General features: G+C 70.5%; 16 protein-coding genes and 1 riboswitch. Of the genes, 9 read left to right on the forward strand and 7 right to left on the reverse strand.

What is annotated here, in order from left to right:
• Positions 1-55: 55 nt before the first annotated feature.
• The 3 genes from AB0I79_RS48635 to AB0I79_RS48645 are packed head-to-tail and all read right to left on the reverse strand — an operon-like array spanning position 56 to position 2,556.
• The gene (locus AB0I79_RS48635) at positions 56-718 is read right to left on the reverse strand and encodes a response regulator transcription factor (RefSeq protein WP_185109788.1); all 663 of its coding nucleotides are present in this window, start codon (positions 716-718) and stop codon (positions 56-58) included.
• Positions 715-2,124, reverse strand: a complete 1,410-nt coding sequence (locus AB0I79_RS48640) for a HAMP domain-containing sensor histidine kinase (RefSeq protein WP_357889013.1) — start codon at positions 2,122-2,124, stop codon at positions 715-717. Before AB0I79_RS48640 ends, AB0I79_RS48635 begins: the two co-directional genes overlap by 4 nt.
• A gap of 12 nt (positions 2,125-2,136) precedes the next feature.
• Positions 2,137-2,556 carry a hypothetical protein gene (locus tag AB0I79_RS48645; protein ID WP_357889015.1) on the reverse strand — a complete coding sequence of 140 codons (420 nt, stop codon included), beginning with the start codon at positions 2,554-2,556 and terminating at the stop codon, positions 2,137-2,139.
• A 253-nt stretch (positions 2,557-2,809) separates the two neighbouring features.
• On the opposite strand from AB0I79_RS48645, the gene AB0I79_RS48650 reads away from it, so the two are divergent.
• The 6 genes from AB0I79_RS48650 to AB0I79_RS48675 all read left to right on the forward strand — a co-directional run bounded on the left by AB0I79_RS48650 (position 2,810) and on the right by AB0I79_RS48675 (position 8,108).
• Positions 2,810-3,592 carry an SDR family oxidoreductase gene (locus AB0I79_RS48650; protein WP_357889018.1) on the forward strand — a complete coding sequence of 261 codons (783 nt, stop codon included), beginning with the start codon at positions 2,810-2,812 and terminating at the stop codon, positions 3,590-3,592.
• Positions 3,593-3,665: 73 nt separating this feature from the next.
• Positions 3,666-4,319, forward strand: coding sequence for an ABC transporter permease (locus AB0I79_RS48655; protein ID WP_357889021.1), 654 nt, complete (start codon positions 3,666-3,668; stop codon positions 4,317-4,319).
• Positions 4,312-5,490 carry an ABC transporter ATP-binding protein gene (locus tag AB0I79_RS48660; RefSeq protein ID WP_357889024.1) on the forward strand — a complete coding sequence of 393 codons (1,179 nt, stop codon included), beginning with the start codon at positions 4,312-4,314 and terminating at the stop codon, positions 5,488-5,490. The genes AB0I79_RS48655 and AB0I79_RS48660 overlap by 8 nt, the downstream gene beginning before the upstream one ends.
• A complete protein-coding gene (locus AB0I79_RS48665) occupies positions 5,487-6,263 on the forward strand; it encodes an ABC transporter permease (RefSeq protein ID WP_357889028.1) in 777 nt (258 codons plus the stop codon). The genes AB0I79_RS48660 and AB0I79_RS48665 overlap by 4 nt, the downstream gene beginning before the upstream one ends.
• Entirely contained in the window at positions 6,260-7,216 is a 957-nt protein-coding gene (locus AB0I79_RS48670; protein WP_357889031.1) for a glycine betaine ABC transporter substrate-binding protein, read from the forward strand. The genes AB0I79_RS48665 and AB0I79_RS48670 overlap by 4 nt, the downstream gene beginning before the upstream one ends.
• Before the next feature lie 40 nt (positions 7,217-7,256).
• A complete protein-coding gene (locus AB0I79_RS48675) occupies positions 7,257-8,108 on the forward strand; it encodes an SDR family oxidoreductase (protein ID WP_357889034.1) in 852 nt (283 codons plus the stop codon).
• A gap of 261 nt (positions 8,109-8,369) precedes the next feature.
• On the opposite strand, the gene thiC is transcribed toward AB0I79_RS48675, so the two are convergent.
• A complete protein-coding gene (gene thiC, locus AB0I79_RS48680; RefSeq protein WP_357889037.1) occupies positions 8,370-9,914 on the reverse strand; it encodes a phosphomethylpyrimidine synthase ThiC in 1,545 nt (514 codons plus the stop codon).
• Positions 9,907-10,019: riboswitch (TPP riboswitch) on the reverse strand. It overlaps the preceding gene by 8 nt.
• 90 nt (positions 10,020-10,109) lie before the next feature.
• Here thiC and AB0I79_RS48685 point away from each other — a divergent pair.
• The 3 genes from AB0I79_RS48685 (at position 10,110) to AB0I79_RS48695 (ending at position 12,445) form a co-directional block, all read left to right on the forward strand.
• Entirely contained in the window at positions 10,110-10,460 is a 351-nt protein-coding gene (locus tag AB0I79_RS48685; RefSeq protein ID WP_357889041.1) for a hypothetical protein, read from the forward strand.
• Complete coding sequence (locus AB0I79_RS48690; protein WP_357889045.1) at positions 10,457-11,287, forward strand: universal stress protein; 831 nt, start codon at positions 10,457-10,459, stop codon at positions 11,285-11,287. The genes AB0I79_RS48685 and AB0I79_RS48690 overlap by 4 nt, the downstream gene beginning before the upstream one ends.
• 108 nt (positions 11,288-11,395) lie before the next feature.
• Positions 11,396-12,445: a cellulose binding domain-containing protein gene (locus AB0I79_RS48695; protein WP_357889048.1), complete on the forward strand. Its 1,050-nt coding sequence runs from the start codon at positions 11,396-11,398 to the stop codon at positions 12,443-12,445.
• Here the strand turns inward: AB0I79_RS48695 and AB0I79_RS48700 are convergent.
• From AB0I79_RS48700 to AB0I79_RS48710, 3 genes are read right to left on the reverse strand one after another with little or no spacing between them, the layout of a single operon-like run.
• Positions 12,432-13,052: a YbaK/prolyl-tRNA synthetase associated domain-containing protein gene (locus tag AB0I79_RS48700; protein WP_357889051.1), complete on the reverse strand. Its 621-nt coding sequence runs from the start codon at positions 13,050-13,052 to the stop codon at positions 12,432-12,434. The genes AB0I79_RS48695 and AB0I79_RS48700 overlap by 14 nt on opposite strands.
• A complete protein-coding gene (locus AB0I79_RS48705; RefSeq protein ID WP_357889054.1) occupies positions 13,042-13,344 on the reverse strand; it encodes a winged helix-turn-helix domain-containing protein in 303 nt (100 codons plus the stop codon). Before AB0I79_RS48705 ends, AB0I79_RS48700 begins: the two co-directional genes overlap by 11 nt.
• Positions 13,345-13,385: 41 nt before the next feature.
• Complete coding sequence (locus AB0I79_RS48710; RefSeq protein ID WP_357889057.1) at positions 13,386-14,054, reverse strand: AIM24 family protein; 669 nt, start codon at positions 14,052-14,054, stop codon at positions 13,386-13,388.
• Positions 14,055-14,127: the final 73 nt, after the last annotated feature.

Raw genomic sequence — 14,127 nt, forward strand, 5'->3', positions numbered from 1 at the left:
AGTGTTCCTGATGAACAGCTTGGTGGTGGGGGGTGAAGCGGTGGTGAGCTGACGATTAGGCGACTCTCATGCGGTAGCCCGTGCCCCGGACGGTCTCGATGCGGTCGGCGCCGATCTTGCGGCGCAGGTAGCGGACGTAGACGTCCACCACGTTCGACCCGGGATCGAAGTCGAACCCCCACACGTGGCTGAGCAGCTGCTCGCGCGTCAGCACCTGGTCGGGATGGCGGCAGAAGATCTCCGCCAGGGCGAACTCCCTGGTCGACAGGTCCACCGCCCGGTCCCCGACGTACACCCGCCTCGTCCGCAGATCGAGCGACAGGTCGGACACCCGCAACACGGTCACCTCGGGCGTACGGTCGGCCCGCAGCCGCAACCGCACCCTGGCCAGGAGCTCCTCGAAGGCGAAGGGCTTGGCGATGTAGTCGTCGGCACCGCCCTCCAGCCCCGCCACCGTGTCGCTCACGCTGTCACGCGCGGTCAAGATGATCACAGGGATGGTCACCATGGACTCGCGCAACCGCCGCAACACCGTGAACCCGTCGCTCAACGGCAACCCGATGTCCAGGATGAGCAGGTCGAACCCGCCCGCGCTGGCCAGATCGTACGCCGCGACCCCGTCTCCCACCACGGCGGTCACGAAGCCGTTGGCCCGCAACCCCTTCTCCACGAATGAGGCGATCCTGGCCTCGTCCTCGGCGATCAGAATCCGGTTCAACTCAGCCTCCACAGCTCCCATAGCGGAAGAGACATGACAAAACAGGCCCCTCCCCCGGGAGCCTCCGTCACCTTCACAGTGCCTCCATGGGCCTGGGCGATGGACCTGACGATGGCCAGACCGAGGCCGGCCCCGTCGTGCGCCCCGGTGCGCCCGGCACCGCGGACGAACCGCCCGAAGATCCGCTCCCGCTCGGCCGGCGCGACCCCCGGGCCGCTGTCGCGTACCCACAGCTCGACGCGCCCGTCACGCACGGCGGAGCCGACGGCGATCAGGTCACCGTCGGCGGTGTGGCGCACGGCGTTCGCCACGAGCTGCATGAGCGCCTGCGTGAGGCGATGCCGGTCGGCGGGCAGCCGCGCCTCGGCCACCTCGTCGACCCGCCACTGGCGATCGCCCAGCGCCCGGGCCTTGGCGACCACGCTGACCGTCAGATCGGCCAGCTCGACGTTGTCCAGCGCCAGGAACCCCGGCTGCTCCGCCTTCGCCAGGGTGAGCAGGTCGTCGACGATGCGGTTCATCCGGTCGAGCTCGTCGGTGACCAGGGCGAGGGTCTCGGCGCGATCGTCGGGGTCGTCGCTCATCAGCTCCAGGTGACCGCGGATGACCGTGATCGGCGTACGCAGCTCGTGACCGGCGTCGTCCATGAAGTGGCGCTGAACCACGAAGGCGTGTTCGAGCCGGTCGAGCATGTGGTTGAACGTCGAGGCGAGCGCCGCCACGTCGTCGTCGCCCGGCACGTCCAGGCGGCGGGTCAGGTCGCTGGAGTCGCTGATCTGCTCGGCCGTCTGGCGGACGAGCCGCACCGGCGCCAGCACCTGCCCCGCGACGAACCAACCGGCCGCCCCCGCCAGCCCCATGGCCGCCAGCGCGGACAGCCCGAGCGCACCCACCGCGTCGACGATGTCGTCGCGGTTGAGATCGTAGAAGTGCGCCACGACGAAGTGCCCGCGCCGGGAGTCTCCGGCCACGCTCACCGGGATCACCGCATAGTGGACCGTTCCCTTGCTGGTCTCCATCTCGTGACGTTCGACCCGGGTCGCCGTGGCCATCCGGGCGAGGAGCTTCTCGTCGGTGTCGAGGCGCACGGGGGGCGGCAGCGCGGTGATCCTGTGGGCCTTGCCGTCGAGGATGCTGAAGAAGGTCTCCCACCGGTCGGGCGCGTTGAGCTGGAGGTATCCGATCATCAGGTCTTCGACGTCGGTCAGGGGCCGCCCCGTCTGGAGGTCGTACGCGGTGGCCGCGTACCGCCGGAGCTTCTCGACCTCGTTGCCCAGCTCGAGGTCCATCCGGTGGTCGAGGCGGGTCAGCAGGGTGGACCAGGTCACGGAGACGGCGACTGTCAGGGCGATACCGACGACGACGAGCATCCAGCCCACGATCCGGGCACGGGCGCTCAGCCGCATGTGACCTCCCCATCAGTCGTCGCCGTCATCGTCGCCACCACCATCATCGTCGTCACCATCATCGCCGCCCCCCGGCCTCGGGGAGGGCGGCTTGACCGGCTCGGCCTTCGTCTTGCGCGGCGTCGGCCGCTCGCTGCGGACCGGCTCCCCGCTCTTGACGGCCCCCGGGCTCGCCCCGGGTGACGCCTCTCCCGCCCGCGCGGGCTCGGACGTGCCCGCCTGCCCTGTTCGTGCGGGGTCGGGCACGCTCCCCTCATCCTCGCTCCGTACGGACCTGGACGCGCTGCCGGTGCCGGGCGAGGACGACGGCGAGACCACGACGGGCCCGCCCAGGTCCAGCTCCTCGTCGGCCGCCTGCACCAGCCCCACCGACACGACCCCGGCCGCCGCCACCAGCAGGGCGAGGAGGATCACCGTTCCCCGATGTTTCATGCGCTCACCCTGACGCCCTTCGAGGAGACCACGCTGAGGCCCAGATGAGAAACCTCTCATCTGGGCCTCGGCCCACTCCAGCAGTAGAATCATGTTCTGTGCGTGCGGGTGGCGGGCACGGCCCGCTCGTGCGAGGCGACCGCGCGGGCACGGGCAGTCGCGAGCGCCCGCGCGACCGTGCCGGTCCCCGGGCCGGGCGAGCACGGGTGCGGGTCGCCGGTCCGGTTCGGTGGTGGCTGGAGGGAGAGCACTCATGCTGGTACGGGACAAGGTCGTCGTCGTCACGGGGGCCGCGAGCGGGATCGGCCGCGCGCTCGCGCTCAGGTTCGCCGCCGAGGGCGCGTCCGGCGTGGTCGTGGCGGACCTCGACGAGGCGGGCGCCGCCGCGGTGGCCAAGGAGATCGGCTCGCGGGCCGTCCCCGTGCGCGTGGACGTCTCCTCGGAGCCGGAGGTGGCCGCGCTCGCCGACACCCCGTTCGGCCCGGTGGACCTGTTCTGCTCCAACGCCGGCATCATCGGCGGCCACGGCCTGGACGCCCCCGAGCAGGAGTGGAGCCGCCTGTACGCGGTCAACGTGATGGCCCACGTGTACGCCGCCCGCGCCGTCGTGCCCTCCATGGTGGCCAGGGGCGGCGGCTACCTGCTCAACACGTGCTCGGCCGCGGGCCTGATCAGCTGCCCCGGCGACGCCCCGTACGCGGTGACGAAGGCGGCGGCGGTCGCGTTCGCCGAGTGGGTGGCCATCCACTACGCCTCCCAGGGCGTCAAGGTCAGTGTCCTGTGCCCGCAGGGCGTGCAGACCGCGATGCTGGAGCACGGCATCGACACCGACCACCTGACGGCCAGGGCGGTACGCGCGTCGGGCACCATCCTGGACCCCGCGGACGTGGCGACGGCGGTCATCGACGGCCTGGCCGCCGAGCGTTTCCACATCTTCCCGCACCCGGAGGTCGCCGAGTACGCCCGCCGCAAGGCCGAGGACCCGGACCGCTGGCTGACCGGCATGTCCCAGTTCGTCACCTCCCTGCAGCCCTGAGCGCCTCCGGCGGCAAGCCCCGTGTGACTTCTGTGGCGTTTGAGGTTTGACAAGGCCGGTTAAGTTTCCGGGGATGAACCTGTGGGAGTACGTCGAGGATCGATGGGACCTCATCGTCTTCGAGACCGTGCAGCACGCCAGCATGGTCGCCCAGTGCGTGCTGGTCGCGGCCGTCCTCGGCGTGCTCATCGGCGTGGCCACCTACCGCCGCCCCAGGCCGTCGGCCTTCGCCACGTCGGCCGCCGGAGTGGTGTTCACGATCCCGTCGCTGGCCATGCTCGGCCTGCTGATCCCCCCGCTCGGCCTCGGCGTGGCGCCGAGCGTGACCGCGATCGTGCTGTACGCGCTGCTGCCGATCATCCGCAACACCGTCGTCGGCCTGCGCGGCGTGGACCCGGCGCTGGTCGACGCCGCCCGCGGCATCGGCATGAGCCGCCGCAGATCGCTCACCAGGGTGGAGCTCCCGCTGGCCTGGCCGGTGATCCTGACCGGCATCCGGGTCGCCACACAGCTCGCGATGGGCATCGGCGCCGTGGCCGCGTACGTCTCCGGCCCCGGCCTCGGCGAGCAGATCTTCTCGGGCCTGGCCAGGCTGGGCGGCGCGAACGCGGTCAACTCCGCCCTGACCGGCACGATCGGCGTGGCGATCCTCGCGCTCCTCTTCGACGGCTTCTTCGTCCTGCTCGGCCGGTTCACCACGCCGGGGAGGGGGGTCGTCCGTGCCTGACCAGGCGGCCACCGGCGGCGTGCCGATCGAGCTGCGGAAGGTCACCAAGGCGTTCCCCGGCGGCGGCGAGCCGGCCGTCCAGGAGCTGGACCTGAACATCCCGGCAGGCGAGATCGTGGTCCTGCTCGGCCCCTCGGGCTGCGGCAAGACGACCACCATGCGCATGATCAACCGCCTGATCGAGCCGACCTCGGGCGACATCCTCATCGGCGGCCAGAACTCCCGCGACATCGACCCCGACCGCCTGCGCAGGCACATCGGGTACGTGATCCAGCAGGCCGGCCTGTTTCCGCACATGACGGTGGCCGCCAACGTCGCCCAGGTGCCGAAGATGCTCGGCTGGGACCGCAGGCGCATCGCCGAGCGCGTGGACGAGCTGCTCACCCTGGTGGGCCTGGAGCCGGGGCTGTTCCGCGACAACTACCCGCGCCGGCTCTCCGGCGGCCAGCAGCAGCGCGTCGGCGTGGCCAGGGCGCTGGCCGCCGACCCGCCCGTGCTGCTCATGGACGAGCCGTTCGGCGCGCTCGACCCCATCAGCCGCGAGCGCATCCAGGACGAGCTGCTGCGCCTGCAGGAGGAGCTGGCCAAGACGATCGTGTTCGTCACCCACGACGTGGACGAGGCACTCAAGATCGGCGACCACATCGCGATCATGCAGCGCCCCGGCCACGTCGTGCAGTACGCCAGACCGGCCGAGATCCTCACGAACCCGGCCAGCGAGTACGTCGAGCAGTTCCTCGGCGGCGGCTCCTCGATGCGGCTGCTGCGCCTGACCCAGGTGGGCGACATCGAGCTGGACCAGGTGCCGTACGCGACGGAGGACATGGACGCGCGCGACCTGGTGCGCGAGGTCGAGCTCGACGGCCGCGGCTACGCGCTGGTCCTCGACGGCATGCGCCGCCCGCTCAGGTGGGTCGCCCTGAGCGACCTCGAAGGTGTCCACGGCCCGGTCGGCACGGCCGGCGAGCCCATCACCGGCTCGATCGGCCACCGCATGACCTTGCAGGACGCCCTGGAGACGCTGCTCAACGCCGACACCGACTTCCTGCCCGTGCTCGGCAGGCGCAGGGCGTACGCGGGGGCGCTGTCGCTGGCGACGGTGCAGAACGCGATCCAGAGCATCAAGGCCCGCGAGCGGGAGCGCCGCCTGCGCAGGGGCGAGGCCCCGTGACGGTCGAGAGCGCGGCGGCCAGGGAGGCCACCACCCCCGAGCCGCGGATCGGGCGGTCGTGGCACGTGCTCCTGCCGCCGCTGTGCTACCTGGTCGTCGGCGTCGCGATGGTCGTCTACACGCAGGTGGTGCCGCTCGACAGCATCGAGCGGGGCTCGCTGAACCTGACGTTCCTCCTCAGACGCACCTGGGAGCACATCCAGCTCGTGTTCTTCTCGACGGTGCTGGTGCTGGTGGTGGCGCTGCCGCTGGGCGTGCTGCTCACCAGGCGGGCGCTGCGCAGGGCGACGCCCGTGGTGCTGTCCCTGGTGAACCTGGGCCAGGCCACCCCGGCGGTCGGCCTGGTGGTGCTGCTGGCAGTGCTGTTCAGCATCGGGTTCTGGACGGCGGTGGTCGCGTTGTTCGCCTACAGCCTGCTGCCGACGCTGCGCAACACGATGGTGGGCGTCGAGCAGGTGGACCCGCGGCTGGTGGACGCGGGGCGGGGCATCGGCATGTCGGCGGCCGGGGTGCTGTTCAAGGTGGAGCTGCCGATGGCGGTGCCGGTGATCCTGTCGGGGGTGCGCACCACGCTGGTGCTGAACGTGGGCACGGCGGGCATCGCGGCGTTCATCGGCTCCGGCGGGCTCGGCGATCTGATCACCGCGGGGGTGAGCACGCAGCGCAACCTGGTGCTGGTCACGGGGTGCGTGCTGATCGCGGTGCTCGCGCTGTTCATCGACTGGCTGGCCGGGCTCGCGCAGCGTTACCTGTCGCCGAAGGGGCTCTCGTGAGGGTGCTCATGGCGGTGCTGCTGCTCGTCGCGGTCACGGCGTGCGGGCTGCGGCCGGCGTCGTCGTTCGTGCCGCCGGTCGAGCCGGGCAGCATCCGGCCGGTGCCCGGCCTCGAAGGCGCGCGGATCCGGGTGACGTCGAAGGAGTTCACGGAGCAGCTCGTGCTCGGCAAGATCGCGGTGCTCGCCCTCACCGCCGCCGGCGCGGACGTGGCCGACCAGACGAACGTGCAGGGCAGCGTGAACGCGCGCGCCTCGCTGACCAGGGGCGACGCCGACCTGATGTGGGAGTACACCGGCACCGGCTGGATCACCTACCTCGGCCAGGCGAAGCCGATCCCGGATCGCACACGGCAGTACGAGGCCGTACGCGACCTGGACCTGCGCGAGAACGGCATCGTCTGGCTGCCACCGGCCCCGCTGAACAACAGCTACACGATCGGCGTCACCCGAGCCACGGCCGAGAGGTACGGGCTGAGGAAGATCTCGGACATGACGAAGGTCCCCGTGGCGCGGCGCACGTTCTGCGTCGACCACGAGACCTTCGGCCGCGACGACGGCTTCCTCGGCATGCTCAGGGGCTACGGCCTGACCTACGGCAAGGAGGTCCCGAGGGGGAACGTGCGCAGGCTGTCGGTCGGCGTCCTGTACAACTCGGTCGCCGGCGGCCAGTGCACGCTCGGCATGGTCACCACGACCGACGGCCGGATCAAGGCCCTCGACCTGGTCCTGCTGGAGGACGACAGGCACTTCTTCCCGCTGTACAACGCGGCGGTGACCCTGCGCCGCCCGGTCGCCGACGCGCATCCGGAGATCGCCCGGATCTTCGCGCCGATCAGCGCGAGGCTGACCGACGACGTGATGCGCGCCCTCAACGCCCAGGTGGACGTGGACGGCGACGTGCCCGTGCTGGTGGCCCGCGACTGGCTCAGGTCACAGGGATTCGTGAAATAGCTGGCGTTAGGCATACCCGATCAAGGGCAGGCCGCTGGACATGTCGCAAACACCACCACCCCAGAAACAGCCCTATCCGGGCCACACCGGCGAGATGGCGCCGGAGCCGCGCGACGAGATGCGCGACTACGTGGGCCGTGACCTGCTCAGCGGCAAGAAGGCACTGATCACCGGCGGCGACTCGGGCATCGGCAGGGCGGTCGCGGTGGCGTTCGCCAAGGAGGGCGCGGACGTCGCGATCGCGTACCTGAGCGAGCACGAGGACGCCGCGCACACCCGCAAGCTGGTCGAGGAGGCCGGGCGGCGCTGCGTGCTGCTGCCCGGCGACCTGGGCGACCGCGCCCACTGCGCCTCGGTGGTGGAGCAGGCGGTGTCCGAGCTGGGCGGCCTGGACGTGCTGGTGAACAACGTGGCCTACCAGGAGCCCGTGAGCGGCCTGGAGGAGCTGGACGACGAGCAGTGGGAGCACACGTTCGCGGTCAACATCCACAGCTACTACCGCGTCACGAAGGCCGCGCTCCCGCATCTGCGCGAGGGCGCGGCCATCGTGAACACCTCGTCGATCAACGGCCTGCGCGGCAACAAGTCGCTGATCGACTACGCCGCCACCAAGGGCGCCATCAACGCCTTCACCTACTCCATGGCGCAGAACCTGGTCGAGCGCGGCATCCGGGTGAACGCCGTCGCGCCGGGACCGGTGTGGACGCCGCTGATCCCGGCGACCATGCCGGAGGAGAAGGTGGAGAAGTTCGGCAAGCAGGTGCCGATGGGGCGGGCCGCCGATCCGGACGAGATCGCCCCTTCGTACGTCTTCTTCGCCTCCAACCGGCTGTCGTCGTACTACACGGGCGAGGTGCTGGCCCCGATCGGCGGCGAGACGCTGCCGGGTTAGGCCCGGCCCGCGTCCTTGACGGACACGATCGAGGCGGTCTGGAACGTCTTGTGCCCCTTGCCGTCGCCGCCGACGGCCGCCCGGTTGCGAAGACCGGCCATACGAGCAGCGAAGGACACGAGAGATCCTCTCTTCCGGTGGTCGCGGGAATCCCCGGCGCTCGCCATGCCGCGCCGGGCTCACCTGTCACGTTGCCACCGGAAGAGCCGGACACCACGTCATCTCTGTCCAGACCTGCGGTTTCGGACATGGGACAAAGGGTCACTCCACGTAGATGTTGCCGCCGAGCCGGCGGAACTCGGCCGCCTTCTCCGCGTACCCCGCCTGCCTGATCTCGTGGCTGATCCGCATCGAGCAGAACTTGGGCCCGCACATCGAGCAGAAGTGCGCGGTCTTGGCGGGCGCGGCCGGCAGCGTCTCGTCGTGGAACGAGCGCGCCGTCTCGGGGTCCAGCGACAGGTCGAACTGGTCCTCCCAGCGGAACTCGAACCGCGCGTCCGACAGCGCGTCGTCCCACGCCTGGGCCTGCGGGTGGCCCTTAGCCAGGTCCGCGGCGTGCGCGGCGATCTTGTACGTGATCACGCCGGTCTTGACGTCGTCCTTGTCCGGCAGGCCGAGATGCTCCTTGGGGGTGACGTAGCAGAGCATGGCCGTGCCGTACCAGCCGATCATGGCGGCCCCGATGCCCGAGGTGATGTGGTCGTAGCCGGGCGCGATGTCCGTCACGAGCGGGCCGAGCGTGTAGAACGGGGCGTCGTCGCAGAGCTCGCGCTGCAGGTCGACGTTCTCCTTGATCTTGTGCATGGGCACGTGGCCCGGCCCCTCGATCATCACCTGGACGTCGTGCTCGCGGGCGATCCCCGACAGCTCGCCCAGCGTGCGCAGCTCGGCGAACTGGGCCTCGTCGTTGGCGTCCGCGATCGAGCCGGGACGCAGGCCGTCACCCAGCGAGTACGACACGTCGTAGCGGGCCAGGATCTCGCACATCTCGGCGAAGTTCTCGTACAGGAAGCTCTCGCGGTGGTGCGCCAGGCACCAGGCGGCCATGATGGAGCCGCCGCGCGAGACGATGCCGGTCTTGCGCCCGGCGGTCAGCGGCACGTGCGCCAGCCGCACCCCCGCGTGCACGGTCACGTAGTCGACGCCCTGCTCGCACTGCTCGATCAGCGTGTCGCGGTAGACCTCCCACGACAGCAGCTCCGGCCGGCCCTTGACCTTCTCCAGCGCCTGGTAGATGGGCACGGTGCCGACCGGGACGGGCGAGTTGCGCAGGATCCACTCGCGGGTCTCGTGGATGTCGGCGCCGGTGGACAGGTCCATGATCGTGTCGGCGCCCCAGCGCGTGGCCCAGGTCATCTTCTCGACCTCCTCCTCGATGGAGGAGGTGACGGCGGAGTTGCCGATGTTGGCGTTGATCTTCACCAGGAAGTTGCGGCCGATGATCATCGGCTCGGACTCGGGATGGTTGACGTTCGCGGGGATGATGGCCCGGCCCGCGGCGACCTCCTCGCGTACGAACTCGGGGGTGACGCCCTCGCGCACGGCCACGAACTCCATCTCCCTGGTCACCAGCCCGCGCCGGGCGCACCCGACCTGCGTGACCGGCTGCCCCGCCTCCTCGCGCTCGCGGATCCACCGCTCGCGCAGGCGCGGCAGTCCGCGCCGCAGGTCCGGCTCGTAGGTGGGGTCGGTGTACGGGCCCGAGGTGTCGTACAGGGTCACCGACGAGCCGTTCGACAGGTGCACCTGGCGCATCGGCACCCGCAGCTCACCGGTGTAGACCTTGGAAAAGCGCGCGTTCGTCATCGCGCAAACTCCCTTCGCCGGCATTATCCGGAGCAGGTTCTGGCGGTCGGCGGCTGTCAGCCGTCCTCTCAGCCCGGTCCCCACCGGGCTCCCGCGTTGGACGGCGGTGATCGTACCCACGCCCCACCACGCCCGAAACCTCGCCGCGGAGGTTTGGCGATCGCCGTGAGCGGTACGGTCCCCATCAGGGGAAACATGAAGAGATTCGCCGCTGTCGCAGGACTACTCGTCGTGATGGCCGCGTCCGGCGCCACCGCAGCCGCCGGGGACGGCATGGATCAGCACGAAGTCAGCCAGGAACAGTACGACACTCTGATCGCCCAGTGCCGCTACTCCGACACGGGAAAGGCGAAGTGCCGTGCCGCGGTCGAGCGCATGTACCGCGTCGGCAGAGCCGACCCGGCGCTCGACTGCCGGACGTACTCCGGCGTGACCGTCTGCGGCACGCTCAAGCTCAGCAAGTCCGAGCGCAGGTGCGCCCGCGACTCCGAGGCACAGGGGCTGCCGTTCCGCCGTGCCGAGGTGGAGTGTTACGCACTGTCATGATCATCGTAGGTGTGGACGGCTCCCGTACCGGGCTGGAGGCCGCCGGCTGGGCCGCCGCCGAGGCCGAGCTGCGGCAGGAGCCGCTGACCGTGGCGCACGCCGTGCCGAAGTGGGTGTGCGAGGGCGCCGTCCACTACGCCGAGGTGGCGCAGTGGATGCGCGACGGCGCCGAGACCGTGCTCACCGCCGCCTGCGACCGCGCGCGACGCGTGTGGCCGCAGGTGCGCATGGAGCGCGTGTTGCTGCCGGGCGACCCCCGCTCGGCGCTGGTCAAGGCGTCCCAGGAGGCCAAGCTGCTGGTGGTGGGCAGCCGGGGGATCGGCGGGGTGCGGGGGCTGCTGATCGGATCGGTCGCGTACGGGGTGGCGGCGCACGCCCGTACGGACGTCGTCCTGATCCACGAGCCGCCCGCGTACCGGCGCGGTGAGATCGTGGCCGGGGCAGACGGCTCACCCGGTGCCACGCGGGCGCTGGAGTTCGCCTTCGCCGAGGCCGAGCTGCGCGGCACGCGGCTGCGGGCCGTACGGGCCTGGGCCTGGCCCCATCCGGGCGGCTTCGAGCCGGCCTCCCGCGAGAGCGAGCAGGACACGCTGCGTGCGCTGAAGGAATCGCTGGCCGGGCACCGGGAGCGGCATCCGGGCGTGCACGTGATCGCGGAGGTCGTGCACGGGCATCCGGTGGAGGTGCTCAAGGAGGCCTCCATGCGCGCCGACCTGCTGGTGGTCGGGTCGCGGGGGCACGGGCAGCTCGCGGGGATGCTCATCGGCTCGATCAGCCAGGCCCTGCTGCACCACGCGCCGTGCCCGCTCGCGGTGGTACGCCGCTGAAAGTTACATCCGTACTCCCAGGTCAGCACCGCGCCATGATCGTCGCGCTTCCCGGCGCCGAGCCGCCGCTCCTACGATCTGCGCAGGCTTACGACGGGAGAGCACACGATGCGCAGCAAGACCGGCTCCGTGCTGGCCGCGCTGGCGGCCCTGGCCGCGGCGGTGTTATTCGCCACCGCGACGGCCACGGCCAGCGCCGCCCCCATCAGGATCATGCCCCTGGGCGACTCGATCACCGGATCCCCCGGCTGCTGGCGGGCCCTGCTCTGGAACCGCCTCCAGAGCGCCGGCCACACGAACATCGACTTCGTCGGCACCCTCCCGCCGCAGGGTTGCGGGGTGGCCCACGACGGCGACAACGAGGGACACGGCGGCTACCTCGCGACCAACGTGGCCGGCCAGAACCTGCTGCCCGGCTGGCTCTCCGCCACGCGGCCCGACATCGTGCTGATGCACTTCGGCACCAACGACGTGTGGAGCAACATCGCGCCGGCGACGATCCTCGGCTCCTTCACCACGCTGGTGAACCAGATGCGTTCCAGCAACCCGAACATGAAGATCCTCGTCGCCAAGATCATCCCGATGAACCCGTCCTCCTGCGCCGAATGCGCCCAGCGCACCGTGAACTTCAACAACGCCATCCCCGCCTGGGCCGCCGCGACCACCACCCCGCAGTCGCCGATCGTCGTGGTGGACCAGTGGACCGGCTTCAGCACGAGCACCGACACCTACGACGGGGTGCACCCGAACGCCTCGGGTGACCAGAAGATGTCCGACAAGTGGTACCCGGCGCTGGTGGACGCCCTGGCCGGCGGCGGCACCGCCACGCCCACCGTCACCACCACCACGCCTCCGCCCCCGGGTGGATGCGCGGCCACGTACAAGACCACCGGGCAGTGGCAGGGCGGCTTCCAGGGCGAGGTCACCGTCACCAACACCGGAACCACGTCCAGGTCCGCGTGGACCGTGGCGTGGACGTACGCGGGCGGTCAGCAGATCACCCAGCTCTGGGGCGGCACGCTGAGCGCGAGCGGGTCCTCGGTGACCGTGCGCAACGCCTCGTGGAACGGCCTGCTCGCGCCCGGGGCATCGACCACGTTCGGGTTCCTGGGCTCCTGGAACGGCACGAACACCGCCCCCACGCCTAGCTGCTCGTGACGGCGGCCTCGTTGCTCGTAACGGGGGGCTTGTCGCCCGTGGCGGCGGCCCCGTCGCCCGTCATGGGGGCTTCGTCGCCCGTCATGGGGGCTTCGTCGCTCGTCACGGGGGCTTCGTCGCTCGTCACGGGCGCCAGGCGGGGCGCTGCCAGCCGTACGTAGTCGTCGGTGGCCAGCGCCACGGAGCGGTCGAGCCTGGCGGCGTTGAAGTACAGCTCGGGCTGGTCCAGCAGGGAAGGATCGGCGACCAGCTCGAGCCGGGGATCGTAGCTGAACGGCAGCACGGTCCCGCTCACGCTGCCCGCCAGTTCCTCGGCCTTCTCCGTGCCAGCGAAGGCCACGTACGTGCCGCCGAGCAGCGCCTTGACGGCCTGCAGATCGAGCCGGGCGTCGCCGGGCACGACGGCCAGCACGTACCGGGTCTGCTTCTTGCCGATCTTCACCATCACGATCAGGCACTTGGCGGCCTGCGAGACGTCGTGCCCGCGCAGCGCGCTGACCAGCTCGGTCCGCCCCTCGGGCGCGTGGTCGATCAGCCGGTAACGCGCTCCCGCGGCGTCCATGTCGGCGATCAGGCGCTCGTAGGCGGCGTACGGCTCACCAGTCACTGCTCAACAACTCCTTCGCCGCGGCGATCCGGCCTTCGTCACGCTGGTAGAACACCCACTGCTTGATCTTCCGGCCACGGATCAGGCCCGCCTTGGCGAGCACCTTGAGATGCTCGCCGCAGGTCGGCTGGCTCACACCCAGCTTCTCGGCGATGAACAGCGAGCACACGCCGTCACGGACGAGGTCGCCGTCGCGCTGCGGCCGGAAGTGCCGCTCGGGCTCGCGCAACCACTCCAGGATCAGCAGCCTCTTGTCATTGGCCAGCGCCTTGACCAGGTCGACGTCCAGCACGCCACCATTATGGCAATTAGCTAATTACCTGTCCAGGGCCTCTATCGGGAGGCCTGCACCACAGGCACCCCTTCACTGGCCTGCACCAGCACGAACCCCTGCCCCCTGAACGCGAGCTGCATGGCCTCCCCGCTCCCCCGGCCGATCAACGCCCCCACCTTCATCGTCCGGTTGACCCCGACCTGCAGCCCAGCGCTCCAGCACACCGCGGACTGCCCGTCCGCGAACGTCGGCATACGCGCCACGTCCAGCAGCACCGGCGTGCCATGCGTGGTCACGGCCACCCACCCCGTGCCCGTCACCGTGGTGTTGAACAGCCCGCCGGCAGCCACCCCGGCCCCCTGGACCCGCTGGATGTCCCAGGAGAGCTGCGGCTGGAAGGCCAGCAGGTTGCGCCCGTTGACCGTGATCCCCTCGTTCTCCAGGTAGAACAGGTGGATGTCGTCGGCGTTGTCGGCCAGGTAGAGCAGGCCCTCACCGCGTACCCGCATCAGCGAGGCGCCCTCGCCCGTCATCGCCTTCTTGAACATCTTCCCGAGCCCGCCGGAGCCCTCGTAGTCGAAGTCCATCTGCCCCTGGAAGGCGACCATGGACCCCTGCTTGGCCAGCACCTCGTGGGGCAACTGGACCCGCAACATCTTGCCGTTCTCCAGCGCGAACCCCGGAGGCAACTGCTGAGGATCCAGATTCCGAAATATCGAGCTACGCACGTTCTCAACCCTTTCCTGGCTCTGACCTTGAAGTCTGGCTGCTCACGCCGACGACCGCCGGCCGCGACGTACG

Origin of the sequence: Nonomuraea sp. NPDC050202, assembly GCF_040656115.1 — a bacterium.
In the GTDB taxonomy this organism is placed as follows: Bacteria; Actinomycetota; Actinomycetes; order Streptosporangiales; family Streptosporangiaceae; genus Nonomuraea.

Excerpts from the sequence above, each read along its gene's own strand:
- AB0I79_RS48640 (WP_357889013.1), bottom strand. The coding sequence starts at position 2,124 with ATGCGGCTGAGCGCCCGTGCCCGGATCGTGGGCTGGATGCTCGTCGTC.
- AB0I79_RS48645 (WP_357889015.1), bottom strand. The coding sequence starts at position 2,556 with ATGAAACATCGGGGAACGGTGATCCTCCTCGCCCTGCTGGTGGCGGCG.
- AB0I79_RS48650 (WP_357889018.1), top strand. The coding sequence starts at position 2,810 with ATGCTGGTACGGGACAAGGTCGTCGTCGTCACGGGGGCCGCGAGCGGG.
- AB0I79_RS48655 (WP_357889021.1), top strand. The coding sequence starts at position 3,666 with ATGAACCTGTGGGAGTACGTCGAGGATCGATGGGACCTCATCGTCTTC.
- AB0I79_RS48675 (WP_357889034.1), top strand. The coding sequence starts at position 7,257 with ATGTCGCAAACACCACCACCCCAGAAACAGCCCTATCCGGGCCACACC.
- thiC (WP_357889037.1), bottom strand. The coding sequence starts at position 9,914 with ATGACGAACGCGCGCTTTTCCAAGGTCTACACCGGTGAGCTGCGGGTG.
- AB0I79_RS48685 (WP_357889041.1), top strand. The coding sequence starts at position 10,110 with ATGAAGAGATTCGCCGCTGTCGCAGGACTACTCGTCGTGATGGCCGCG.
- AB0I79_RS48690 (WP_357889045.1), top strand. The coding sequence starts at position 10,457 with ATGATCATCGTAGGTGTGGACGGCTCCCGTACCGGGCTGGAGGCCGCC.
- AB0I79_RS48695 (WP_357889048.1), top strand. The coding sequence starts at position 11,396 with ATGCGCAGCAAGACCGGCTCCGTGCTGGCCGCGCTGGCGGCCCTGGCC.